Below are 22801 nucleotides of genomic sequence, written 5' to 3'. Positions count from 1 at the left end.
GGCATGCAGGACGTCGAGGAGTTCCGGGCCGAGGTCCGTCAGTGGCTCGCCGACAATCTGGTCGGCGAATTCGCAGCTCTGAAGGGCCTCGGTGGGCCCGGACGCGAGCACGAGGCGTTCGAGGAGCGCCGGGCATGGAACCAGCATCTGGCCAAAGCCGGGCTGACCTGCCTGGGCTGGCCGGTCGAGCACGGCGGCCGCGGCCTGTCCACCGCGCACCGGGTGGCGTTCTACGAGGAGTACGCCAAGGCCGACGCCCCGGACAAGGTCAACCACTTCGGCGAGGAGCTGCTCGGCCCCACGCTGATCGCCTTCGGGACGCCCGAGCAGCAGCAGCGCTTCCTGCCGCGCATCCTCGACGTCACCGAGCTCTGGTGCCAGGGCTATTCGGAGCCCGGCGCCGGCAGTGACCTGGCCAACGTGGCGACCACTGCCGAACTCGACGGCGACGAGTGGGTGATCAACGGCCAGAAGGTGTGGACGTCGCTGGCGCACTGGGCGCAGTGGTGCTTCGTGGTCGCGCGCACCGAGAAGGGGTCCAAGCGCCACGCCGGGCTGTCGTATCTGCTGGTGCCGCTGGATCAGCCGGGCGTGGAAGTCCGTCCGATCATCCAGCTGACCGGCGACTCGGAATTCAACGAGGTGTTCTTCGACGACGCCCGCACCGAGGCCGGCCTGGTGGTCGGTGAGCCCGGCGACGGCTGGCGGGTCGCGATGGGAACGCTGACCTTCGAGCGCGGCGTGTCGACGCTGGGACAGCAGATCCGTTACGCCCGTGAGCTTTCCAACCTAGCCGAGCTGGCCCAGCGCACCGGTGCCGCCGACGACCCGTTCATCCGTGAGCGGCTGACCCGGGCCTGGACCGGGTTGCGGGCGATGCGCAGCTACGCGCTGGCCACCATGGACGTCGAGCAGCCCGGCCAGGACAACGTGTCGAAGTTGTTGTGGGCCAACTGGCATCGCGATCTGGGCGAGCTGGCCATGGACGTCATCGGTAAGCCGGGACTCACGCTGACCGACGGCGAGTTCGACGAATGGCAGCGGCTGTTCCTGTTCACCCGCGCCGACACCATCTACGGCGGCTCCAACGAGATCCAGCGCAACATCATCGCCGAGCGGGTGCTCGGCCTACCCCGAGAGGTCAAAGGATGAGTCTGTCCGAAGCTCCGAAAGAGATTGCCGGACACGGGCTTCTGCAGGGCAAGGTGGTGGTCGTTACCGCGGCCGCGGGCACCGGCATCGGCGCGTCGACGGCACGACGGGCGCTGGCCGAGGGTGCCGACGTGGTGATCTCGGATCACCACGAACGCCGGCTGGGGGAGACCGCCGACGAGCTCGCCGCGCTGGGACAGGGCCGGGTGGAAAGCGTGTTGTGCGACGTGACGTCGACCGCGCAGATCGATGCGCTGTTCGCGTCGGCCACCGCGCGGATGGGACGCATCGACGTCCTGGTGAACAACGCCGGGTTGGGCGGGCAGACCCCGGTGGTCGACATGACCGACGAGGAATGGGACCGCGTGCTGGACGTCACCCTCACGTCGGTGTTTCGCGCCACCCGCGCGGCGCTGCGCTACTTCCGCGATGCCCCGCACGGTGGGGTGATCGTCAACAACGCCAGCGTGCTCGGCTGGCGCGCGCAGCACTCGCAGTCGCACTATGCCGCGGCCAAGGCCGGGGTGATGGCGCTGACCCGTTGCAGCGCAATCGAAGCCGCCGAATACGACGTGCGAATCAATGCGGTGTCGCCGAGCATCGCGCGGCACAAGTTTTTGGAGAAGACGTCGTCGTCGGAGTTGCTCGACCGGCTGTCGGCCGGCGAGGCCTTCGGGCGGGCCGCCGAGCCGTGGGAGGTGGCGGCCACCATCGCGTTCCTCGCCAGCGACTACTCCAGCTACCTCACCGGCGAGGTCATCTCGGTTTCCAGCCAGCACCCGTGAGCTGCGATCGCGCTGACTAGCGCGAGCCCGCGACGTGTTTACAATTGTCGACCTACGCGGTTGATGCAGGTGGGAGGGCGCTGTGAGCGAAGGACCGGGCCACCGGCCGGGTGAGAACCCGACTCCCGCAAGCACACCCGGCCAGCCGCCTGGCGACCCTGGCAATCGGGCGCGGGCTGGCCGGAACAGTGGGGCCGAGGCGGCCAGGCGACGCCTTTCGAGCAGCCCGCATACGGGCCGCCCCGGGGCGGGAAACCACACCTCAGTGGCCAAGCAAGCGCTTGGTTGATACTCTGATCGGGTGGACCGAGTGCCCGGTCAGGCCAACAGCCGGCGAGACGAGCTACTGGAGCTTGCCGCGACCATGTTCGCCGAGCGTGGATTGCGTGCCACCACCGTGCGCGACATCGCCGACAGCGCGGGCATCCTGTCCGGCAGCCTGTATCACCACTTCTCCTCGAAGGAGGAGATGGTCGACGAGCTCCTGCGCAGTTTCCTGGATTGGTTGTTCGCGCGCTACCGCGAGATCGTCGACAGCGAGGCCAATCCGCTGGAGCGGCTCAAGGGATTGTTCATGGTGTCGTTCGAGGCGATCGAGCACCGGCACGCGCAGGTCGTCATCTACCAGGATGAAGCCCAGCGACTGCTGTCCCAGCCACGGTTCTCCTACATCGAGGAGATGAACCGGCAGCAACGCAAGATGTGGCTCGAGCTGCTCAATCAAGGCGTGGCGGAGGGCTGTTTCCGGCCCGACCTCGACGTCGACCTCATCTACCGCTTCATCCGGGACACCACGTGGGTGTCGGTGCGCTGGTATCAGCCGGGCGGGCCGCTCACCGCGGAGCAAGTCGGCCAGCAATACCTCGCCATTGTTCTTGGCGGAATTACTGCGGAATCGAAGAAGATCGAAGAAGGAGTCTGAAATGCCAGAGGCGTACGTCATCGACGCTGTGCGTACCGCGGTCGGCAAGCGCGGCGGATCGCTGGCCGGGGTTCACCCCGTGGATCTGGGTGCCCTGGGTTGGCGCGGACTGCTTGACCGGGTCGACGTCGATCCCGCCGCCGTTGACGACGTGATCGCCGGCTGTGTGGATGCCATCGGCGCGCAGGCCGGCAACATCGCCCGCCTCTCGTGGCTGGCCGCCGGCTATCCCGAAGAGGTTCCCGGCGTCACCGTCGACCGGCAGTGCGGATCCAGCCAGCAGGCCATTTCCTTTGGGGCACAGGCGGTTCTGTCCGGCACGGCCGACCTCATCGTCGCCGGCGGCGTGCAGAACATGAGCCAGATCCCGATCTCGTCGGCCATGACGGTGGGCGAGCAGTTCGGGTTCACCTCGCCCACCAACGAGTCCAAGCAGTGGCTGCACCGCTACGGCGACCAGGAGATCTCGCAGTTCCGCGGTTCGGAGCTGATCGCCGAGAAGTGGAACCTGTCTCGCGAGGAGATGGAGCGCTACGCGCTCACCAGCCACGAGCGCGCGTTCGCGGCCATCCGTGGCGGCCACTTCGACAATGAGATCATCACCGTCGAAACGGAATCCGGGCCGTTCCGGGTCGACGAGGGCCCGCGTGAGTCGTCGCTGGAGAAGATGGCCGGCCTTAAGCCGCTGGTCGAAGGGGGCCGGCTGACGGCGGCCATGGCCAGTCAGATCTCCGACGGTGCCAGTGCGGTGCTGCTGGCGTCCGAAAAGGCCGTCAAGGAGCACAATCTAACGCCGCGGGCGCGTATCCACCACATCAGCGCCCGCGCCGCCGACCCGGTCTTCATGCTGACCGGACCCATCCCGGCGACCCGCTATGCGCTGGACAAGGCCGGGCTGTCCATCGACGACATCGACACCGTGGAGATCAACGAGGCCTTCGCGCCGGTGGTGTTGGCCTGGCTCAAGGAGATCAAGGCCGACCCGGAGAAGGTCAATCCCAACGGCGGCGCGATCGCGCTCGGTCATCCGCTGGGTGCCACCGGTGCCAAGCTGTTCACCACCATGCTCAACGAGCTGGAGCGCATCGGCGGGCGCTACGGTCTGCAGACGATGTGCGAAGGCGGCGGCACGGCCAACGTCACGATCATCGAGCGTCTGTAACTCGTTGCGGCGCTAGCGGGTTGCCACGACCAGCCCGATGCTGCCCAGGGCGAGCAGCCAGCTCGTGAAGCTGCCGACCAGGAAGTACTCGGTCACCTCGTCGATGCCGACGCCGCCGTTACGGTTGGTTTGAGCGTTCAATTCGGGAAACCGGATGATGCCCTTGGCGGCGACGACGGCGCTGGCCGCGGCCACCTGTCCGCCGACACCGAGGCTCAGGATCAGCAGGCGCTCCATCGGTCCCAACAGCCTGCCGCCCTTGAGCCGGTCCGACGGCTGCGGCTCACCGGCCGGGCGCACCGCCCCCACCGAGCCAAGCACCAAGCGCACCAACTGATTTGCGGTGGCGAACTGGACCAGGAGCACGCCGACGAGCATCAGCAGCCGGGTGGGCGCGACATGGTCGAGCGGCAGGTGAACCCAGGCCGACCACCGCGCGACGGCGCCGTTGGCCGGCGAGGACCAGCCGGACGCCACCGCCAGCAGCGCCACCGCAACGCCGAAGACGGCCAACGGTGCGCCGTGCGCGGTGCCGCTGCGCTCGCTTCGCGCGCATAGCCATTCCCAGGCGACGACCGCCGCGGCCGCCAACACCAGCAATGCGATGTCGCCGGCATGCCACAGGGCCCCCAGCGCGGCACACGCCAGCACCACCACCGGCCCGATTAACAGCGGCGGCCAGACCGCGCGGGTCGCCCGCCGGCAGAGGTCGGCGACTCCCAGTGCGATGAGAAAGACCGCGATGACGCTCACGGCAGGCTCCGAAGATATTGGCTGGCAAGAACAACGAGATCCAATCCGTCGCGGCTGGCGCGCTGGGACACCGCCGACGGGCTGATGCCCTCGGCGGCGGCGAGCTCCTTTTTGGTCCGGCCTGTCATCAGCCCCGTCACAATCCGCAACGACCTCTCATCGAGCGATCCAAGCAGATGGTCCCGACAAATCAGGGCCGCGTTGACCGCGGCGACGTCGTAGCGTGTGTCGCCGTCGGCCCGGAACGTCGTGCGCACCAGCGTGAGGCCCGGCTGCCGCTGAGCCGCCGCGGTCTGCTGGATGGCCTCTCGCGCGCTCCACCAGCCCGACCCGTCCTGGATTCCCGCGTCGGCATCCAGGACGGTGACCGCGCCCCAGCCGATGCCGAAGCGGACGTCGACGTCGGGGCCGACTGCCAGCCGCAGCGACAGCGCGGCATCGATCGCGGCGCCAACGGTCGGGTAGCTGCCCTGAAACTCGTCGCCGACGGTGAACGCCGGCGGGTCGATGGCGTCGGTGGCGATATGCCGCAGGGCGCTCGCCAGGACCCGGTGCAGTTTCGAGCGGTCGGTGGTGCGGCGGGAGCCGACGACGTCGCCGATGAGGGTCGCTCGCGGTGAAGAATACTGCTTCATCCGGACCATATGAAGACTATAGCTTAATAGTGCCCAACTTTAGCTAGGCACTTAAATCGACGGCCGACTCAGTCGTGTTACGAGCCCTCTACCAGCCCGGATGCCGCCTGCAGGTGTGTGACCGCGTCGCGCACGATCGATTCGATCAGTTCGGCGCACGACGGCAGGTCCTCGAGAATGCCGGCCACCTGTCCGGAAGCCAACACGCCGGCATCGGTGTTCCCGTCCACCAGGCCGGCTTTCAACAGCATCGGGGTGTTGGCCGCCATCACCACCTGTGACCAGGTCAGCTCCTTGCCGTGTCGCATCGCCAGGCCGTCGGTGATCATCGACCGCCAGGTCATCTGCGACATGTGCTTGAACTTGGCGGCGTTGCGCACCGCGGCGGTCAGACCCCTGATCGGCGTGCCATTTTCCAGCTTCTCGACCAGGCCGGTGCGCAGCACCCGGTGCGGCATGCCGTCAACACGCGTCGTGACGACCGTGCCGTCCAGCGCCGACTCCAGGTAACGGCGCTTCACCGCATCGGGCACGGTCGAATCCGAGGTCAGCAGGAAGCGGGTGCCCATCGCGACGCCGGCGGCGCCGTAGCTCAGCGCGGCCGCAAGGCCGCGCCCGTCGAAGAAGCCACCGGCCGCGATCACCGGAATCCCGCTGCCCTGCACGGCATCCAGCACCGAGGGCAGCAGCAAGGTGGTGGCCACCGGACCGGTGTGGCCGCCGCCCTCGCCGCCCTGCACGATCATCGCATCGGCACCCCAGCTCGCCACCTTGCGGGCGTGCTTGGCCGCGCCGATCGACGGAATCACTACGGCACCGGCATCTTTGAGCCGGGCGATGAGTTCCTGCTTGGGAGCCAGGGCGAAGGACGCCACCTTGACGCCTTCGCGGATCATCAAATCGACGCGGTCGCCGGCGTCGGCGGCGTCGGCGCGGATGTTCACGCCGAACGGCTTGTTGGTGGCGGCCTTGACCTTCGCGATCGCCGTGGCCAATTCGTCCAGCGTCATGGTGGCCGAGGCCAGAATGCCCAGCCCGCCGGCGTTGGCCGTGGCGGACACCAGCCGGGCGCCGGCCACCCAGCCCATCCCGGTCTGGACCACCGGGTGCTCGACACCGACCAGCTCGGTCAGCGGCGTGCGCAGCTTCATCAACGGATCTCTCTGTCGCGCAGCGCCTTCGGGTCGATGACCTCGCGGATCAGGCGCAGCTCGTCGTCGGTCGGCAGCCGCGTCTCCGCGGCGCCGTCCAGGCCGTGCACCTCGAACGAGGTGTTCTCGGCGACCTCGTCGGCCGTGACGCCGGGATGCAGGGACACCGCCCGCATGGTTCGATCCGGCCCGCCGAAGTCGAACACGCCGAGGTTGGACACCACCCGATACGTATTCGCGAAGCGGAACGCCGGGTTGTCGGTGTCCACGTTGTCCCAACCGATTCCGCAGACGACGTCGACCTTCTCGCAGAACACCCGCTTGGAGTGGTTGCCCACCCAGTAGCTGGTCGCGTGGTTGATGGCGTTGCCGGGTGCACCCCGGACACCGAACATCTGGCGCTTGGGCTGCTGCAGCGGACCGAACGCCGAGATGTTCTGATTGCCAAAGCGGTCAACCTGATTGGCGCCCATCACCACGTGCCGCCGGCCCCAGGCCAGGGTTTCGAAGACCCGGCCGAACGGCATCCAGCCCTCGACGGGGGCGGACGCGCCAAGGGCCGGGGTCTCGGCGAGCAGCTGCGCCTCGCCGTCGGTCAGCAGGATGTCCGGTGAAAAGGTCAACCGGGCCAGACGCGCACCGACCGAGGCCATGTTGGTCATCGGGCTGACCATGATCTCGCCGGCATCCCGGAACAATTCCGCGCAGGCGACCGCGCAGATCTCGGGTCGAGTGATCACAACGCCGCTCATGACGAGGCCTCCTTTTTGAACGCGCGCACGGCCGCCTGATAGTCCTCTTCGCTGCCCGACAGGAAGGTCTGCACGAACTGCTGCCAGCCCTCGTCCGTCGAGGCCGCCTCGGCGTAGTGCCGCTGAAACTTCTCATCGCGGCCGTAATCCGGTGCGGCGGTGGTGAAGTGGGCGCCGCCCGGCGCCTCGACCACCCCGTCGACCATCATGCGGTTCACTAGCAGCGCTTGCGGGGGCACCGCCTTGACCAATTCCTGGGTGGACACGACGCGCTCCACCGACAGGAAGCGCTTCTCGGCGGCCATCAGGAACAGGTCGTCGAAGTACGGGTCGATCCCGGTGTAGGCCGCATTGCCTTGCGCGTCACCGAGATTGAGGTGTGCGAACGCGGCATCCAGGCGCAGCGCCGGCATCGCGATCAGGGTTTCGTGCCCACCGCCGGGTGCCGGATACGGGCTGGTCACCGTCTGCAGCTCGCCCTCCCAGAAGTCCAGCACCGAGCTGCCCAGCCCGGCGCGGATCGGCAGGAACGGCAGGCGCTGCGCGGCGGCCTGCAGTCCGCAGCGCAGCATCCCCTCGTCCATCTCCCGGGCCTCGATCGCGCCGTTGGCACGGGCCTTTGCGAACCAGGGGTCGTAGAAGGGCGGGGAGTCCAGCGAGACGAATCCGTAGTAGACCCGCTTGACCTTGCCGGCCGAGCACAGCAGGCCCAGGTCCGGCCCGCCGTAGGTCACCACCGTCAGGTCGGTGATGTCGGTGCGCAGCAGCGCGCGCACGAACGCCATCGGCTTGCGCCGCGATCCCCAGCCGCCGATTCCGATGGTCATGCCGCTGCGCAATTGCGCGACGGCCTCGTCGAGGGTGGTTCTCTTGTCGGCCACTACTTTTTGCCCTTCTCGGTACCGGCAAACGCGTCACGGTGCTCGTCGGACACCCCGGCGAGGTTGAGCTCGAACGTAAAGCCTTGCTCCATGCGGTAACTCGAGTTGACTCGTTGCACGTCGATCAGGTTCAGCGCTTCCTTGGCCGCGCGGATGACGCGGGTGTCCTTGGCGGCGATGTCGCGCGCGACCCGCAGGGCGGCCTCGTCGAGCTCGTCGCGCGGCACCACCTCGTGCACCGAACCGAAGTGGTGCAGGGTGGCGGCGTCTACGGTGGCCGCCGTGAAAAAGAGCCGCCGCATCATGTGCTGCGGAACCAGTCGCGACAGGTGGGTCGCCGCGCCGAGCGCGCCGCGTTCTACCTCCGGTAGCCCGAAGGTGGCGTCGTCGGAGGCAACGATGACGTCGGAGTTGCCGACCAGGCCGATGCCACCGCCGACGCAGAATCCGTTGACGGCGGCGACGACGGGCACCGCGCACTCGTAGACCGCGCGGAACGCGGCGAAGCAGCCGCGGTTGGCGTCGATCAGCGCGGTGAATCCCTCGGTGCGCTGCATCTCCTTGATGTCGACCCCGGCGTTGAAGCCGCGGCCGTCGGCGCGCAGGATCACCGCGTGGGTGTTGAGATCTTGGCCGGCCGCGGTGATGGTGTCGGCAAGTTCGAACCAGCCGCGCGACGGGATGGCGTTGACGGGCGGGAAGTCGACGGTGACCGCGACGATGCCCGGTTCGGTGGTTGTGGATGTGATGGGCAAGGTGCCACTTCCTTGTGGGGGTAACTACCTAAGCAAGCACTTGCTTGGTACGCTAGCACAGTGACTCGCGCCGAAGCATCCGACGCCATCAACTTGGGGCTGGCCGGACGGGTGGTTCTCGTCACCGGCGGTGTCCGCGGGGTGGGTGCCGGCATCAGCTCCGTTTTCGCCAAGCAGGGCGCCACCGTCGTCACCTGCGCGCGCCGGGCGGTCGAGGGACTGCCCTACGAATTCCACTCGTGCGACGTCCGCGACGACGACGCCGTCAAGGGATTGGTCGACACCATCGTGGACCGGCACGGGCGGCTCGACGTCGTGGTCAACAACGCCGGGGGATCACCCTACGTGCTGACCGCGGAGTCCAGCGCCAAGTTCAACCGCAAGATCATCGAACTCAATCTGATTGGTGCGCTGTCGGTTTCGCAGCACGCGAACGCCCACATGCAAACCCAGCAGCAGGGCGGGTCGATCATCAACATCTGCAGCCTCAGCGGCCGTCGGCCGTCCCCCGGGACAGGCGCCTACGGCGCGGCCAAGGCCGGCCTGGAAAGCCTGACGCAGACCCTGGCGGTGGAGTGGGGTCCGAAGGTCCGGGTGAACGCCTGCGTGGTCGGGATGGTGGAGACCGAGCAATCCGAACTGTTCTACGGCGATGCCGACTCCATCGCCTCGATCTCGAAGAATGTGCCACTCGGCCGTCTGGCCGAGCCCGCCGATATCGGTTGGGCCGCAGCATTTCTGGCCTCCGACGTGGCGTCCTACATCAGCGGGGCCTCGTTGGAGGTGCACGGCGGCGGCGAGCCGCCGCACTATCTGGCAACCACGAACGCGAGCGCGATCAAGTAGAGGAGACAAGGACTATGGGAGTGGTTGACGGCCGTGTCGTCATCGTCACCGGAGCGGGCGGCGGTATCGGTCGCGCGCATGCGCTGGCCTTCGCCGAAGAGGGCGCGCGTGTGGTGGTCAACGACATCGGGGTGGGCCTGGACGGTTCGCCGGCCGGCGGTGGCAGCGCCGCCCAGGGTGTGGTCGACGAAATCGTCGCCGCCGGTGGTGAAGCCGTCGCCGACGGATCCAACATCGCGGACTGGGACCAGGCGGCGAGCCTGATCCAGACCGCCGTCGAAAACTTCGGCGGCCTGGACGTTTTGGTGAACAACGCCGGCATCGTGCGCGACCGGATGATGGCCAACACCAGCGAAGAGGAGTTCGACGCCGTCATCGCCGTGCACCTCAAGGGCCACTTCGCCACGATGCGCCACGCCGCGTCGTACTGGCGGGGGCTGTCCAAGGAGGGAAAAACCGTTGACGCCCGGATCATCAACACCAGTTCGGGTGCCGGCCTGCAGGGCAGCGTCGGGCAGGGCAACTACAGCGCCGCCAAGGCCGGCATCGCGGCGATGACGTTGGTCGCCGCCGCCGAGATGGGGCGCTACGGCGTCACCGTCAACGCGATCGCACCCTCGGCCCGCACCCGCATGACCGAGACGGTGTTCGCCGAGATGATGGCGACGCAGGACCAGGACTTCGATGCGATGGCGCCGGAAAACATTTCACCGCTGGTGGTTTGGCTGGGCAGCGCCGAGGCGCGCGACGTCACCGGGAAGGTGTTCGAGGTCGAGGGCGGCAAGATTCGGGTCGCGGAGGGCTGGGCCCACGGGCCGGAGATCGACAAGGGCGCGCGGTGGGATCCCGCGGAACTGGGACCCGTCGTCGCCGATCTGCTCGCCAAGGCACGCCCGCCGGTCCCCGTGTACGGCGCCTAGCGACGCTCGCACACCACCAGCGGGATGACCCGCTCGGCGGCCTCACGGTACTTGCGGTACGGCGGGTACATCCACGTCAGCGGCGGCCAATAGCGTTCGCGCTCAGCGTCTGTCGCGTCACGGGCCACCAGGTCCAGGCGCTCGGCCCGGATCTGCACCCGCACCCCGGGATTCTCCTTCACGTTTTCGATACCACAACGGGTCTTCGTCGCGTCCACCGAAAGAGGCTGGGAGAATCACCTTTTCGCCGTCGCGCAGGTACAGCGTCGCGGTGGTACGAGGCGCGTCCGACTTGCGTCCCGGTCGTCGTCGGCAGCGCCGCAGGGAACCGCAGCAGCTTCCCAACCTGGGGCGAGGGAAACGTTACGGGTCGCAGATGACGATGGGGATGACGCGGTCCGTCCACGATCGGTAGTCGCCGAACGACGGGTACATGGCGTCCAGCTTCGGCCAGTACTCGGCGCGTTCCGCCTCGGTGGCATCGCGCGCCTGTAGCTGCAGGACCTCGTCCTTGATCTGCACGGAGACTTTGGGATTGGCCTTGAGGTTGAGGTACCACTGCGGGTGTTTGTCGCTGCCGCCCTTGGAGGCGACCAGGATCACCCGGTTTCCCTCGCGCAGGTAGAGCAGCGGGCTGACCCGCGGTTCGCCACTCTTGCGGCCCGTGGTGGTGAGCAGCGCGACCGGAGCCTTCTGAAAGGTGTTGCCGAGCCTTCCGTTGCTGCGCTTGTAGATCCACGTGTTGCCCTTGGCCATCCACTTGATGATGAAGCCGACCCAGGGCGCATTGAGTGAACGTGGCTTCGGTTTCGGCATGGGAGCTCCTTGAATGTCCCTAACGCTGGATAAAGGGTTGGAAGCGAACCTTGATGTGGTGGATTTCGGCCTTCCCGCTTGCGCTTTCGGCCGGGATCACGAAGGTCTCGTGGACGTGCGCGGCGAGCCGCCGGCCGCCGATCGCGGCCTTGGTCAGCACCTGGTACGACGCGTGCACCCGGTCACCGTCGATGCGGTAGTCCGGCGGCGTCGTGTCCGCGAGCAACCGGTACTGCAGCCCGCGATTGAGGCTGCGCCGCAGATGATTTCCGGAGAAACCATTCTTGATTCCCTGCTCGACACGGGTGCACGTCCGCGCGAACGGAACGGCGTCGCCGTCATGGTTGACCAGCGCATCGATGTAGGCCTGCGCCGCGGCGATGCGGCTGTCGTCGGAGACGCTCACCAGGTATCAGAACGATCGAGCGCTAGATGCGTTCGATGATGGTGCCGGTCGACAGGGCACCGCCCGCGCACATGGTGATCAGCGCGGTGCTCTGGTCGGTGCGCTCCAGTTCGTGCAGCGCGGTGGTGATCAGCCGGCTGCCGGTGCTGCCCACCGGGTGGCCCAACGCGATCGCCCCGCCGTTGACGTTCACCTTGTCCATGTCCGGGTTGTGCACCCGCGCCCAGGACAAGACCACCGACGCGAACGCCTCGTTGATCTCGGTGATGTCGATGTCGCCCATCTTCATGCCGGCCTTCTCCAGCACCTTGGCGGTGGACTGCACCGGGCCGTCGAGGTGGTAGTACGGCTCGGCGCCGACCAGCGCCTGGCTGACGATGCGGGCCCGCGGGCGCAGCCCGAGCGCCTTGGCCTTGTCTTCGTCCATCCACAGCACCGCCGCGGCGCCGTCGGAAATCTGCGACGACGTTCCCGCCGTGTGGATTCCGCCCTCCAGCACCGGCTTCAGCGCGGAGAGCCCCGACAGCGTGGTGTCGCGCAGGCCTTGGTCGCGGCTGATGGTGACGCGCTCGGACGTCGGCTGCTTGTTCTCGTCCAGCGCCGGGGCCTCGATCGGAGAGATCTCGCGGTCGAAGCGGCCTTCTTCCCAGGCCTGCTTGGCCTTGGTCTGGGACGCCAGGCCGAACTCGTCGATCTCCTCACGAGTGATGCCGCGCCGCTTGGCGATCCGCTCGGCCGCGGTGAATTGGTCGGGCAGATCGATGTCCCACGAGGAGGGACGCAGGATGGTCCGGTCCGGACCGGCGTTCGCGCCGAGCCCGACGCGGCTCATAGCCTCGATTCCGCACGCGATGCCGATGTCGATGGCACCCGCCGCGATCAGGCCGGCGACCAGGCCGTTGGCCTGCTGACCGCTGCCGCACTGACAGTCCACCGTCATGGCGCCGACGTGCTCGGGCAACCCGGCGACGAGCCAGCTGACCCGGGTGATGTTGTTGGACTGCTCGCCGTACTGAGTGACGCAGCCGCCGACGATCTGTTCGACGTCGCCCGCGTCGATGCCGGCCTTCTCCACAAGAGCCTTCTGCGTGGCGCCCAGCAGCTCGGTGGCGTGCAAACCGGACAGCCATCCGTTCCGCTTGCCGATGGGGCTACGAGTGGCTTCAACGATGACAGGGTTACCCATTCCGTCAGGCTAGAACACGTTTCATTACTCTGACAAGCGAGGATGGTGACCTGCCTTTTATCTGCGCAGGAGGCGTGTTTTACTGGCACTAGAACACGTTGCAATTAGTGTTGAAAAAGGAGCGCACTCTACATGGCACCCCCCAACATTCCCGCTGACTTCGACTTTCTCGACCCCGACGTCAACCTCGCCGGATTGCCCGTCGAGGAGCTTGCCCAGCTGCGTAAGGCAGAGCCGATCCACTGGGTTGACATCCCGAATGGCGCGGGCGGGTTTGAGGACCACGGCTATTGGATCGTCACCAAGCACGCCGACGTCAAGGAGGTGTCGAAGCGCAGCGACATCTTCTCCAGCTGGATGAACGGCGCCATCCCGACTTGGCCGCCGGAGATGAAGCGTGAGCAGGTCGAGCTGCAGCGCAGCGTCATGCTCAACATGGACGCGCCGCACCACACCCGGCTGCGCAAGATCATCTCCCGCGGGTTCACGCCGCGGGCTATCGGGCGGCTGGAAGCCGAGTTGGCCGAGCGCGCGCAGAACATCGCTGAGACCGCCGCGAAAGAGGGCAGCGGTGACTTCGTCGAACAGGTGTCGTGCGAGCTGCCCCTGCAGGCCATCGCGGGTCTGCTGGGCGTTCCGCAGGAGGATCGCGACAAGCTCTTCCGCTGGTCCAACGAGATGACCGGTGGCACCGACCCCGAGTACGCCAACGTCGACCCCGCGCAGTCGTCGATGGAACTGATCATGTACGCGATGGCGATGGCGGCGGAGCGCAACCAGAACCCCACCGACGACATCGTCACCACGCTCATCCAGGCCGACATCGACGGCGAGAAGCTCTCCGACGACGAGTTCGGCTTCTTCGTGGTGATGCTGGCCGTGGCGGGTAACGAGACGACGCGGAACTCGATCACCCACGGCATGATCGCGATGGCGAACAACCCCGATCAATGGGAGCTCTTCAAGAAGGAGCGCCCGGCGACCGCGGCCGACGAGATCATCCGTTGGGCCACACCGGTTTCGGCCTTCCAGCGCACCGCCAACGAGGACACCGAGTTGAGCGGCGTGCAGATCAAGAAGGGCCAGCGGGTGGTGATGTCATACCGTTCGGCCAACTTCGACGAAGAGGTTTTCGAAGACCCGCACAGCTTCAACATCCTGCGCGACCCGAACCCGCACGTCGGCTTCGGCGGCACCGGAGCCCATTACTGCATCGGTGCGAACCTGGCCCGCATGACGATCAACCTGATCTTCAACGCGGTCGCCGACCACATGCCGGATCTCAAGCCGATCGGCGAGCCCGAGCGGTTGCGATCGGGCTGGCTCAACGGCATCAAGCATTGGCAGGTCGACTACGCCGGTAAGGTCGCGGTGACGTCCTGATGGACTTCGATCTCACCGCGACGCAACAGGCCGTCGCCGATGTGGTGACGTCGGTGTCCGAGCGCGAATTGAGCTGGGACGCTTTGGTCAGCGGGGGTGTGACGGCGCTTCCGGTGCCCGAACGCCTCGGCGGCGACGGCGTGGGTCTGCCCGAGGTCGCCACCGTGCTGACCGAGATCGGCCGCCACGGCGCCATCACGCCGGCGCTGGTGACCCTGGGTTTCGGCGTGCTGCCGCTGCTCGATCTGGCCTCCGACGAACAACAGGACCGGTTTTTGGCCGGCGTCGCCAAGGGCACGATCCTCACCGCAGCCCTCAACGAGCCGGGCACCGCGCTGCCGGACCGGCCCTCGACCACGTTCGCCAACGGACGGCTGTCGGGCACCAAGGTCGGCGTCGGCTATGCCGGACAAGCGGATTGGATCCTCGTCACCGCCGACAGCGCGGTTGTCGTGGTGTCGGCGAAGGCCAACGGGGTCGAGGTGGTTCAAACCCCGACCTCGAACGACTCCGAGGAGTGCACGGTCACGTTCGCCGACGTCGCGGTCGAAGACTTCAACGTTCTGGCGGGTGCGACGGCTTCCCGGGTCAACCAGTTGGTGCTGGCCGCCATCGGCGCCTACACCGACGGGCTGGTGGCCGGGGCGCTGCGCCTGACCGCCGACTACGTGGCCAACCGCAAGCAGTTCGGCAAGCCGCTGTCGACGTTCCAGACCGTGGCCGCACAGCTCGCCGAGGTCTACATCGCCTCGCGGACCATCGATCTGGTGGCGAAGTCGGTTGCCTGGGGGCTGTCGGAAAGGGGCGGATCCGCCCCTCAAGTACAAGACGACCTGGATGTCCTCGGCTACTGGATCACCTCGCAGGCGCCGCCGGTGATGCAGATCTGCCATCACCTGCACGGCGGGATGGGAATGGACATCACCTATCCGATGCACCGGTACTACTCCACGATCAAGGACCTGTCCCGGCTGCTCGGCGGTCCTTCTCATCGTCTCGACCTGGTGGGAGCGCAATGTTCATAGACCTGACTCCGGAGCAGCGCCAGCTGCAAGCGGAACTGCGGGAATATTTTTCGAACCTGATCTCGTCCGACGAGATGAAGGCGATGGAGCAGGACCGCCACAACGAGGCCTACCGCGCGGTGATCCGGCGGATGGGCCGCGACGGCAAGCTCGGTGTCGGATGGCCAAAGGAGTTCGGCGGCTTGGGGTTCGGCCCGATCGAGCAGTCGATCTTCGTCAACGAGGCGCACCGGGCCGACGTGCCGTTGCCCGCGGTGACGTTGCAGACGGTCGGCCCGGTTCTGCAGCAGTTCGGCAGCGATGAGCAGAAGAAGAAGTTCCTGCCTGCCATCCTGGCGGGCGAGGTTCACTTCGCGATCGGCTACACCGAGCCCGAGGCGGGCACCGACCTGGCCTCGCTGCGGACCACCGCTTTTCGCCAGGGCGACGAGTACATCGTCAACGGGCAGAAGATCTTCACCACCGGCGCCCACGACGCGGACTACATCTGGCTGGCCTGCCGCACCGATCCGGAAGCCGTGAAGCACAAGGGCATTTCGATCCTTATCGTCGACACCAAGGATCCCGGTTACTCCTGGACGCCGATCATCCTGTCCGACGGCGCCCACCACACCAACGCCACCTACTACAACGACGTACGGGTGCCCGCGGACATGTTGGTCGGCGAGGAGAACGGCGGCTGGCGGCTGATCACCACCCAGCTCAACAACGAGCGGGTCATGCTGGGCCCCGCGGGCCGCACCGCCGGCATCTACGATCGGGTGCACGCCTGGGCGTCCAAGCCGGGCAGTGACGGCGTCACGCCGATCGACCACCAGGACGTCAAGCGGGCACTCGGTGAGATCCACGCGATGTGGCGGATCAACGAGCTGCTCAACTGGCAGGTGGCCGCCGCGGGCGAAGACATCAACGTGGCCGACGCCGCGTCGACGAAAGTATTTGGTACCGAGCGCATCCAGTACATCGGCCGGCTCGCCGAGGAAATCGTCGGCAAGTACGGCAACCCCGCCGACTCGGACACCGCCGACCTGCTCAACTGGCTGGACTCCCAGACCAAGCGCAACCTGGTCATCACCTTCGGCGGGGGCGTGAACGAAGTGATGCGCGAGATGATCGCCGCGTCCGGCCTCAAGGTGCCGAGGGTGCCTCGATGACCGATATCGAAGAAGCGGTCGCGGAAATCACCGCGACCGTCGTCGCTAAGCCGCGGGACGCCCGGGATCCGGTGAACCAGCCGACGATCAACAACTGGGTCGAGGCGCTCGGCGATGCCAACCCGATCTACGTCGACGAGGCCGCCGCCAAGGCCGCCGGTCATCCCGGAATCGTCGCACCGCCGGCCATGATTCAGGTGTGGACCATGTTCGGACTGGGTGGCGAACGCCCGACCGACGACCCCATGGGCCCGATCATGCAGCTGTTCGACGATGCCGGCTACATCGGTGTGGTCGCGACCAACTGTGAGCAGACCTATCACCGGTATCTGCGTCCGGGCGAGCAGGTCACCGTCCACTCCGAGATGCGCGACGTGGTCGGCCCCAAGCAGACCGGCCTCGGCGAGGGCTGGTTCATCAACCAGCACATCACCTGGCGGGTCGGCGACGAGGACGTGGCCGAAATGGCCTGGCGCATCCTGAAGTTCAGGCCGCGTGAGGATTCCGGCGCCACGGGCTCCGTCCCGCAGGACCTGGACGCCGACGCCATGATGCGCCCCGCGGTGTCGCGCGACACCGCCTTCTTCTGGGAGGGCGTCAAAGCGCACGAACTGCGCATCCAGCGCCTCGCCGACGGCACGCTGCAGCACCCGCCGGTGCCGGCGGTATGGCAGGACAAGGCCGAGCCCATCGATTACGAGGTGGCCAGCGGCCGCGGCACGGTGTTCAGCTTCGTGGTGCACCACGCGCCAAAGGTGCCCGGTCGCACTCTGCCGTTCGTGATCGCGCTGATCGAACTGGAGGAGGGCGTTCGGATGCTCGGCGAGCTCCGCAACGTCGACCACGCCGAGATCAAGATCGGAATGCCGGTCCGCGCAACCTATATCGACTTCCCGGCCGGAGAGTCCGGCCCGGAGTGGAGCCTCTACGCCTGGGAGCCCTTGGGAGATCAAGCATGAGCGCACCCGCAGTCGAAGTGGGCACCACGCTGCCCGAGCTCAAGTTGCACGGTACGCCGACGTTCATCATCTCAACGGCCCTGGCCACCAGGGACTTTCAGGACGTGCACCATGACCGGGACCTGGCCCAGGCCAAGGGCTCCAAGGACATCTTCGTCAACATCCTCACCGACACCGGCCTGGTGCAGCGCTACGTCACCGACTGGGCGGGCCCGACGGCGCGGATCAAATCGATTGGGCTGCGGCTCGGCGTGCCGTGGTACGCCTACGACACCGTCACCTTCACCGGTGAGGTGACCGCCGTCGACGACGGTCTGATCACGCTGAAGGTATTCGGCCGCAACAGTCTTGGCGATCACGTCATCGCGAACGTGACGCTCACGATCGGGGGTTCCTGATGTTGTCGGGTAAAGCTGCGATCGTCGGCATCGGCGCCACCGACTTCTCCAAGGACTCCAGCCGCAGCGAGCTGCGACTGGCGGCCGAGGCGGTACTGGATGCGCTGGACGACGCGGGGTTGAGCCCCTCGGACGTCGACGGGCTGACCACGTTCACGATGGACACCAACAACGAGACCGCGGTGGCGCGTGCGGCCGGAATCGGTGACCTGAAGTTCTTCTCGCAAATCGGATACGGCGGCGGCGCGGCCTGCGCGACCGTCCAGCAGGCGGCGATCGCCGTGGCCACCGGGGTGGCCGACGTCGTCGTCGCGTACCGGGCGTTCAACGAGCGCTCGGGCATGCGGTTCGGACAGGTACAGACCCGGCTGGTGGGAAACGCCGGCGTGCAGGCAGATTCGACGGCGGCGGACAACTCGTTCTCCTACCCGCACGGGCTGTCTACGCCGGCCGCGCAGGTCGCCATGATCGCCCAGCGCTACATGCATCTGTCCGGCGCGACCAGCCGGGACTTCGGTGCGATTTCGGTGGCCGACCGCAAGCATGCGGCCAAGAACCCGAAGGCGTATTTCTACGAGAAGCCGATAACCATTGAGGACCACCAGAATTCGCGGTGGATCGCCGAGCCGCTGCGGCTGCTGGATTGCTGCCAGGAGACCGACGGCGCGGTCGCCATCGTGGTGACGTCGCCGGAGCGCGCGAAGGATCTCAAGCAGCGACCGGCGATCATCGAGGCGGCGGCCCAGGGCTCCAGCCCCGACCAGTACACGATGGTCAGCTACTACCGGCCCGAGCTCGGCCTGCCCGAGATGGGGGTCGTGGGCCAGCAGCTGTGGGGACAGTCGGGGTTGAAGCCGACCGACATCCAGACCGCGATCCTGTACGACCACTTCACGCCGTTCACCCTGATTCAGTTGGAAGAGTTGGGATTCTGCGGCAAGGGCGAGGCCAAGGACTTCATCGCCGACGGTGCCATCGAGATCGGTGGGCGACTGCCGATCAACACCCATGGTGGCCAACTCGGCGAGGCCTACATCCACGGCATGAACGGCATTGCCGAGGGCGTGCGGCAGTTGCGTGGCACCTCGGTCAACCCGGTGCCCGACGTCGAGCACGTCCTCGTCACCGCCGGAACCGGCGTGCCCACCTCCGGCCTGATCCTGGGCTAAGGCCTGGATCTCGGGGCGAAAAGCGCCGAAAACCTTTAGGCGGGCACCAATTCGACACCCGACAGCACGACGGCGTTGTCGCGCGAGGGTGCGACAACGCTGGCCAAAAAGCGGCCTTCAGAAGACGTCGAGTCCTTCCAGATGCCGACCTTGAGCGTTTCGCCGGGAAAAGCTACCCCGGCGAAACGTGCACCGTAGGCCGCCACCGCTCCGGTATCGCCGTCGAGCAGCGCATCGGTGATCGCCTTGCAGGTCATGCCGTAGGTGCACAGACCGTGCAGGATGGGCTGGGAAAAGCCTGCGGCCGCGGCGAATTCGGGATCGGAGTGCAGCGGGTTGCGGTCGCCGCACAGCCGGTAGAGCAGCGCCTGCTGCGGCAGGATCGGCACGTCGACCTCGAGATCAGGGGCACGGTCGGGCGCGCCGTCCGACGTCGACGGCCCACGTTCGCCGCCGAATCCGCCTTCGCCGCGGGCGAAGATGGACCGGCGCTGCGTCCACAGCAGCGTGCCGTCCGGCGCGGTCACCGTCGTCTCGCTCCAGATCACCGCGGCCTTGCCCTTGTCCCAGATGTCCGTGAACCGGGTGACGGCCTTGGCCGAGCCCGCCGGCGGCAGCGGGGCGGGCGCCTCGACGCGCTCGCTGGCATGCAGCACCTTGCTCAGCTCGATGTCGATGCCGGGGAACTTGACGGTCGGCGGCTTCGTGACATGGAAGGTGGCGGCGACGTTGCCGAACGTCGGCAGCACCTGCGGGGTGTCGTCGATCAGGTAGCGCAGCTCACGCGGGTCCATCGGATCGGCGCCAGCGCCCAGCCCGAGGTGGTAGAGCTGCACATCACTGCTGGCCCAAGAGAATTCAATGGGATCCAGCTCGGCATTCAGCGCGACGTCTACGTCGATGGGCATCTCGGTTACCTTTCCTCGGCTCCGCCGGCTATGTGCAACGCCGCCAGGTAGCCGAACGTCATGGCCGGGCCGATGGTGCCACCCGGACCGGGGTACGTGTGGCCCATCACCGGAGCACTGACGTTGCCCGCGGCGTAGAGGCCTTCGATGATACTGCCGTCATCGCGCAGCGCCCGGCCGTGGATGTCGGTGCGGATGCCGCCCTTGGTGCCCAGGTCACCGGGCACCATCTTGGCCGCGTAGTACGGCGCGTGACTGATCTCGCCGAGGTTGGGGTTCGGCTTGTTGGTCGGGTCGCCGTAGTACTTGTCGTAGGCGCTCTCGCCGCGGTGGAAGTCGGCGTCGATGCCGGAGCGGGCGAAGCCGTTGAAACGTTCCACGGTCGCGGTGAATTCGCTCACCGGGAGGCCGGCCTTCTGCGCCAGCTCCGCCAGCGTGTCGGCGGTGATGATGACGCCCGACTCCAGCCACTTGCGCGGAATGCGTTGTCCGGGCTGCAATCCCGCGAAGATATAGCGGTCCCGGTACTGCTGGTCGAACACCAGCCAGGCGGGGATGTTCTCACCCGGTCCAGGCCCCTGACCGTATTCGCCGCCGTACATGTGATGGCAGGCTTCGACGTAGGGCATCGATTCGTTCATGAACCGCTTGCCCGACATGTTGACGATGATCGAACCTGGCGAGTTGCGCTCGGACAACGCGAACCACGGCGCACCCACCAGCGGGACGGTCGGCCCCCACCAGGCGTCTTCCATGACGTCCAGTGCGGCGCCGAGCTTTTCGCCCGCCAGAATCCCGTCGCCGGTGTTGGCCACCGCACCGACGGTCCACTCGGTGGTGATCGGGGCGCGCTGGTACTTCACCCGCATCTGTTCGTTGTGCTCGAACCCGCCCGATGCCAGAATCACGCCGCGCCGTGCCCGGATCAGCTGCGGCTCACCCGATTCGGCATCGCCGGCGGCGAGCACGTAGACACCGCGCACCACACCGTCTTCGACGTAGAGGTCCGTGAGCGCGGTGTTGAGCACTACCGGAACCCCGGCCCGCTGCAAGCCGATGCGCAGCGGCCCGATCAACGCCCGGCCCATGCCGACCAGGTTCTTGCCGGTCGCCTTGGCCCACATGGTGCGCGCCCCGACCTTGAGGCTGCGCAGCACACCGCGCGGGTGACGCTTCAGCTGGTTCAGCCGCACGTAATCCTGTTGCATCACCACGACGTTGAGCGGGACCTTGCCGTAGGCCGGCTCCAGGCCGGCTTCGTCGGCCCCGAGCCTGCGGGCGTTGAACGGCTTCGGCTCGATCGATCGGCCCTCCGCGCGGCCGCCCGGGGACTCAGGGTAGTAGTCGGAGTACTTCGGCACCCAGCACATCTTCAGCGGGGTGTGCTTCAGCACAAACGACAGCATCTCGGGCCCGCGCTCGAGGTAGGTGTCGATGCGTTCCGGCTCGACGACGTTGCCGACGATCCCGTGCAGATAGGTCCGGGCGGCCTCGGCGGTATCGCGGACCCCGTCACGCTTGAGCACTTCGTTATTTGGGATCCAAACGCCGCCGCCTGAGCGTGCGGTCGAACCACCGAAGTGGGGGGCCTTTTCGATGACCATGGTGGAAAGACCCCGGTGAGCAGCGGTAAGGGCGGCCACCATGCCGGCCCCGCCGCTGCCGACCACGACGACGTCGTACTCCTGCGCTGACATGTAGAACACGTTATAGAATTGCCCCGGGCGGCCGCTACTGGCCCGGTCGACCGTACGAGGAGACGTGAAAAATGCTCAGTGTTGCCACGCGCGACGAGCTAGCTGCCGACTTGGCGCAAGCCGAGCGGAGCGGCGAGCCGATCGCCCCGCTTACCGCCGCCTATCCGGACATCGACGTCGTCGACGCATACGAGATTCAGCTGATCAACATCCGCCAGAGAGTCGCGGAGGGGGCCCGGGTGCTGGGCCACAAGGTGGGGCTGTCGTCGTTGGCAATCCAGCAAATGATGGGCGTCGACGAGCCCGACTACGGACATCTGCTCGACGAGATGCAGCTGTTCGAAGACACCCCGGTCAAGGCGAACCGCTACCTGTACCCCCGGGTGGAAGTCGAAGTCGGGTTCGTCCTGAACGCGGACCTGCCGGGAGCCGACTGCACCGAGGACGACGTGCTGGCGGCCACCGAAGCGCTCGTCCCCTCCATCGAGCTGATCGACACCCGGATCACCGACTGGAAGATCGAACTGTGCGACACCATCGCCGACAACGCGTCGTCGGCGGGTTTCGTGCTCGGTGAGGCGCGCGTTTCCCCCCGTGACATCGACGTCAAGGGGATCGACGCCGTGTTGCGCTGCAACGACGAGGTCGTCGCGGAAGGCCGTACCGACGCGGTGCTGGGCAATCCGGTCACCGCGGTGGCCTGGCTGGCCCGCAAGGTGGACGGCTTCGGTGTCCGCCTGCGCAAGGGCGACGTCGTGCTGCCCGGATCATGCACGCGGGCGATCGACGCGCACCCCGGTGACAACTTCATCGCCGACTTCGCGGGCCTCGGTTCGGTGCGTTTATCGTTCGAATAAGCTCGAATTAAATCATCTAACTTAAATCTCAAAAGCTTCGAAAAGGGGCATCATGCCGACTAAGGCGAGTGTGGCCATTGTCGGGTCGGGGAACATCAGCACTGACCTGCTCTACAAACTGCTGCGTTC

The 22801-nt window shown here is 66.9% G+C and carries 25 protein-coding genes and 1 pseudogene; 14 read left to right on the top strand and 12 right to left on the bottom strand.

Annotated features, from left to right (window positions below):
* The first annotated feature begins 3 nt into the window (after positions 1-3).
* From ipdE1 to fadA6, 4 genes are all read left to right on the top strand, one after another.
* A complete protein-coding gene (gene ipdE1 / locus B8W69_RS23725) occupies positions 4-1152 on the top strand; it encodes an acyl-CoA dehydrogenase IpdE1 (protein ID WP_085292173.1) in 1149 nt (382 codons plus the stop codon).
* On the top strand, positions 1149-1937 hold the full coding sequence (ipdF, locus tag B8W69_RS23720) for a (5R,7aS)-5-hydroxy-7a-methyl-1-oxo-2,3,5,6,7,7a-hexahydro-1H-indene-carboxyl-CoA reductase (protein ID WP_007772408.1): 789 nt from the start codon (positions 1149-1151) through the stop codon (positions 1935-1937). Before ipdE1 ends, ipdF begins: the two co-directional genes overlap by 4 nt.
* A 301-nt stretch (positions 1938-2238) precedes the next feature.
* Positions 2239-2859 carry a TetR family transcriptional regulator KstR2 gene (gene kstR2 / locus B8W69_RS23715; RefSeq protein ID WP_085292172.1) on the top strand — a complete coding sequence of 207 codons (621 nt, stop codon included), beginning with the start codon at positions 2239-2241 and terminating at the stop codon, positions 2857-2859.
* 1 nt (position 2860) lies between these two features.
* A complete protein-coding gene (gene fadA6, locus B8W69_RS23710) occupies positions 2861-4021 on the top strand; it encodes a steroid 3-ketoacyl-CoA thiolase FadA6 (protein WP_085292171.1) in 1161 nt (386 codons plus the stop codon).
* 12 nt (positions 4022-4033) lie between these two features.
* Here fadA6 and B8W69_RS23705 read toward each other — a convergent pair whose 3' ends face one another.
* The 6 genes from B8W69_RS23705 to echA20 all read right to left on the bottom strand — a co-directional run bounded on the left by B8W69_RS23705 (position 4034) and on the right by echA20 (position 8948).
* Positions 4034-4774, bottom strand: a complete 741-nt coding sequence (locus B8W69_RS23705) for a hypothetical protein (RefSeq protein WP_085292170.1) — start codon at positions 4772-4774, stop codon at positions 4034-4036.
* On the bottom strand, positions 4771-5418 hold the full coding sequence (locus B8W69_RS23700) for a SatD family protein (RefSeq protein WP_085292169.1): 648 nt from the start codon (positions 5416-5418) through the stop codon (positions 4771-4773). The genes B8W69_RS23705 and B8W69_RS23700 overlap by 4 nt, the downstream gene beginning before the upstream one ends.
* 68 nt (positions 5419-5486) lie before the next feature.
* Complete coding sequence (gene ipdC / locus B8W69_RS23695) at positions 5487-6560, bottom strand: (3aS,4S,5R,7aS)-5-hydroxy-7a-methyl-1-oxo-octahydro-1H-indene-4-carboxyl-CoA dehydrogenase (protein WP_085292168.1); 1074 nt, start codon at positions 6558-6560, stop codon at positions 5487-5489.
* Positions 6560-7312 carry a cholesterol ring-cleaving hydrolase subunit IpdB gene (ipdB, locus tag B8W69_RS23690; protein ID WP_085292167.1) on the bottom strand — a complete coding sequence of 251 codons (753 nt, stop codon included), beginning with the start codon at positions 7310-7312 and terminating at the stop codon, positions 6560-6562. Before ipdB ends, ipdC begins: the two co-directional genes overlap by 1 nt.
* Positions 7309-8193, bottom strand: a complete 885-nt coding sequence (ipdA, locus tag B8W69_RS23685) for a cholesterol ring-cleaving hydrolase subunit IpdA (protein WP_085292166.1) — start codon at positions 8191-8193, stop codon at positions 7309-7311. The genes ipdB and ipdA overlap by 4 nt, the downstream gene beginning before the upstream one ends.
* Positions 8193-8948: a (7aS)-7a-methyl-1,5-dioxo-2,3,5,6,7,7a-hexahydro-1H-indene-carboxyl-CoA hydrolase gene (gene echA20, locus B8W69_RS23680; RefSeq protein WP_085292165.1), complete on the bottom strand. Its 756-nt coding sequence runs from the start codon at positions 8946-8948 to the stop codon at positions 8193-8195. The genes ipdA and echA20 overlap by 1 nt, the downstream gene beginning before the upstream one ends.
* Positions 8949-9035: 87 nt before the next feature.
* On the opposite strand from echA20, the gene B8W69_RS23675 reads away from it, so the two are divergent.
* Both B8W69_RS23675 and B8W69_RS23670 read left to right on the top strand, forming a co-directional pair.
* A complete protein-coding gene (locus B8W69_RS23675) occupies positions 9036-9794 on the top strand; it encodes an SDR family oxidoreductase (RefSeq protein WP_085292220.1) in 759 nt (252 codons plus the stop codon).
* Positions 9795-9808: 14 nt separating this feature from the next.
* The gene (locus B8W69_RS23670; RefSeq protein ID WP_085292164.1) at positions 9809-10714 is read left to right on the top strand and encodes an SDR family oxidoreductase; all 906 of its coding nucleotides are present in this window, start codon (positions 9809-9811) and stop codon (positions 10712-10714) included.
* Here the strand turns inward: B8W69_RS23670 and B8W69_RS23665 are convergent.
* From B8W69_RS23665 to B8W69_RS23650, 4 genes and pseudogenes are all read right to left on the bottom strand, one after another.
* Positions 10711-11054, bottom strand: a pseudogene (locus B8W69_RS23665) (nitroreductase/quinone reductase family protein); the annotation flags it as partial. The gene B8W69_RS23670 and the pseudogene B8W69_RS23665 sit on opposite strands and share 4 nt — an antisense overlap.
* Before the next feature lie 23 nt (positions 11055-11077).
* Positions 11078-11530, bottom strand: coding sequence for a nitroreductase family deazaflavin-dependent oxidoreductase (locus B8W69_RS23660; protein ID WP_085292163.1), 453 nt, complete (start codon positions 11528-11530; stop codon positions 11078-11080).
* 19 nt (positions 11531-11549) lie between these two features.
* Entirely contained in the window at positions 11550-11939 is a 390-nt protein-coding gene (locus B8W69_RS23655; RefSeq protein WP_181447471.1) for a DUF8021 domain-containing protein, read from the bottom strand.
* A gap of 19 nt (positions 11940-11958) precedes the next feature.
* A complete protein-coding gene (locus B8W69_RS23650; RefSeq protein ID WP_085292161.1) occupies positions 11959-13122 on the bottom strand; it encodes a steroid 3-ketoacyl-CoA thiolase in 1164 nt (387 codons plus the stop codon).
* A gap of 132 nt (positions 13123-13254) precedes the next feature.
* On the opposite strand from B8W69_RS23650, the gene B8W69_RS23645 reads away from it, so the two are divergent.
* Genes B8W69_RS23645 through ltp2 form a run of 6 tightly spaced genes read left to right on the top strand, consistent with a single transcriptional unit; the run spans position 13255 to position 19210 of the window.
* Positions 13255-14505, top strand: a complete 1251-nt coding sequence (locus tag B8W69_RS23645; protein WP_085292160.1) for a cytochrome P450 — start codon at positions 13255-13257, stop codon at positions 14503-14505.
* A complete protein-coding gene (locus B8W69_RS23640; protein WP_085292159.1) occupies positions 14505-15530 on the top strand; it encodes an acyl-CoA dehydrogenase family protein in 1026 nt (341 codons plus the stop codon). The genes B8W69_RS23645 and B8W69_RS23640 overlap by 1 nt, the downstream gene beginning before the upstream one ends.
* Positions 15521-16684, top strand: a complete 1164-nt coding sequence (fadE29, locus tag B8W69_RS23635; RefSeq protein WP_085292158.1) for an acyl-CoA dehydrogenase FadE29 — start codon at positions 15521-15523, stop codon at positions 16682-16684. Before B8W69_RS23640 ends, fadE29 begins: the two co-directional genes overlap by 10 nt.
* A complete protein-coding gene (locus B8W69_RS23630) occupies positions 16681-17643 on the top strand; it encodes a bifunctional MaoC family dehydratase N-terminal/OB-fold nucleic acid binding domain-containing protein (protein ID WP_085292157.1) in 963 nt (320 codons plus the stop codon). Before fadE29 ends, B8W69_RS23630 begins: the two co-directional genes overlap by 4 nt.
* Positions 17640-18041 (top strand): MaoC family dehydratase, encoded by a 402-nt coding sequence (locus tag B8W69_RS23625; protein ID WP_085292156.1) that lies wholly within the window; start codon positions 17640-17642, stop codon positions 18039-18041. The genes B8W69_RS23630 and B8W69_RS23625 overlap by 4 nt, the downstream gene beginning before the upstream one ends.
* Entirely contained in the window at positions 18041-19210 is a 1170-nt protein-coding gene (gene ltp2 / locus B8W69_RS23620; protein WP_085292155.1) for a 17-hydroxy-3-oxo-4-pregnene-20-carboxyl-CoA lyase, read from the top strand. Before B8W69_RS23625 ends, ltp2 begins: the two co-directional genes overlap by 1 nt.
* A 35-nt stretch (positions 19211-19245) precedes the next feature.
* Here ltp2 and chsH3 read toward each other — a convergent pair whose 3' ends face one another.
* Both chsH3 and kstD read right to left on the bottom strand, forming a co-directional pair.
* A complete protein-coding gene (gene chsH3, locus B8W69_RS23615; protein WP_085292154.1) occupies positions 19246-20118 on the bottom strand; it encodes an enoyl-CoA hydratase ChsH3 in 873 nt (290 codons plus the stop codon).
* Positions 20119-20123: 5 nt separating this feature from the next.
* Positions 20124-21815, bottom strand: coding sequence for a 3-oxosteroid 1-dehydrogenase (gene kstD, locus B8W69_RS23610; RefSeq protein WP_085292219.1), 1692 nt, complete (start codon positions 21813-21815; stop codon positions 20124-20126).
* A 71-nt stretch (positions 21816-21886) separates the two neighbouring features.
* On the opposite strand from kstD, the gene B8W69_RS23605 reads away from it, so the two are divergent.
* Both B8W69_RS23605 and B8W69_RS31610 read left to right on the top strand, forming a co-directional pair.
* A complete protein-coding gene (locus B8W69_RS23605; RefSeq protein WP_085292153.1) occupies positions 21887-22672 on the top strand; it encodes a 2-keto-4-pentenoate hydratase in 786 nt (261 codons plus the stop codon).
* A 52-nt stretch (positions 22673-22724) separates the two neighbouring features.
* A partial coding sequence (locus B8W69_RS31610) for a hypothetical protein (RefSeq protein ID WP_245843264.1) occupies positions 22725-22801 on the top strand: 77 nt, incomplete at its 3' end.

The organism is Mycolicibacterium vulneris (assembly GCF_002104765.1).
Classification (GTDB): domain Bacteria; phylum Actinomycetota; class Actinomycetes; order Mycobacteriales; family Mycobacteriaceae; genus Mycobacterium; species Mycobacterium vulneris.
Note: the sequence above shows the minus strand (reverse complement) of the source record. Positions and strands in the feature narration are given on the sequence as shown.

Coding starts and splice junctions, on each gene's coding strand:
- B8W69_RS23605 (WP_085292153.1), top strand. CDS start 21,887: ATGCTCAGTGTTGCCACGCGCGACGAGCTAGCTGCCGACTTGGCGCAA.
- B8W69_RS23625 (WP_085292156.1), top strand. CDS start 17,640: ATGAGCGCACCCGCAGTCGAAGTGGGCACCACGCTGCCCGAGCTCAAG.
- ipdF (WP_007772408.1), top strand. CDS start 1,149: ATGAGTCTGTCCGAAGCTCCGAAAGAGATTGCCGGACACGGGCTTCTG.
- B8W69_RS23630 (WP_085292157.1), top strand. CDS start 16,681: ATGACCGATATCGAAGAAGCGGTCGCGGAAATCACCGCGACCGTCGTC.
- fadE29 (WP_085292158.1), top strand. CDS start 15,521: ATGTTCATAGACCTGACTCCGGAGCAGCGCCAGCTGCAAGCGGAACTG.
- B8W69_RS23700 (WP_085292169.1), bottom strand. CDS start 5,418: ATGGTCCGGATGAAGCAGTATTCTTCACCGCGAGCGACCCTCATCGGC.
- chsH3 (WP_085292154.1), bottom strand. CDS start 20,118: ATGCCCATCGACGTAGACGTCGCGCTGAATGCCGAGCTGGATCCCATT.
- ltp2 (WP_085292155.1), top strand. CDS start 18,041: ATGTTGTCGGGTAAAGCTGCGATCGTCGGCATCGGCGCCACCGACTTC.
- B8W69_RS23650 (WP_085292161.1), bottom strand. CDS start 13,122: ATGGGTAACCCTGTCATCGTTGAAGCCACTCGTAGCCCCATCGGCAAG.
- B8W69_RS23640 (WP_085292159.1), top strand. CDS start 14,505: ATGGACTTCGATCTCACCGCGACGCAACAGGCCGTCGCCGATGTGGTG.
- ipdB (WP_085292167.1), bottom strand. CDS start 7,312: ATGAGCGGCGTTGTGATCACTCGACCCGAGATCTGCGCGGTCGCCTGC.
- B8W69_RS23645 (WP_085292160.1), top strand. CDS start 13,255: ATGGCACCCCCCAACATTCCCGCTGACTTCGACTTTCTCGACCCCGAC.
- ipdC (WP_085292168.1), bottom strand. CDS start 6,560: ATGAAGCTGCGCACGCCGCTGACCGAGCTGGTCGGTGTCGAGCACCCG.
- ipdE1 (WP_085292173.1), top strand. CDS start 4: ATGCAGGACGTCGAGGAGTTCCGGGCCGAGGTCCGTCAGTGGCTCGCC.
- B8W69_RS23670 (WP_085292164.1), top strand. CDS start 9,809: ATGGGAGTGGTTGACGGCCGTGTCGTCATCGTCACCGGAGCGGGCGGC.
- B8W69_RS23660 (WP_085292163.1), bottom strand. CDS start 11,530: ATGCCGAAACCGAAGCCACGTTCACTCAATGCGCCCTGGGTCGGCTTC.
- fadA6 (WP_085292171.1), top strand. CDS start 2,861: ATGCCAGAGGCGTACGTCATCGACGCTGTGCGTACCGCGGTCGGCAAG.
- kstD (WP_085292219.1), bottom strand. CDS start 21,815: ATGTCAGCGCAGGAGTACGACGTCGTCGTGGTCGGCAGCGGCGGGGCC.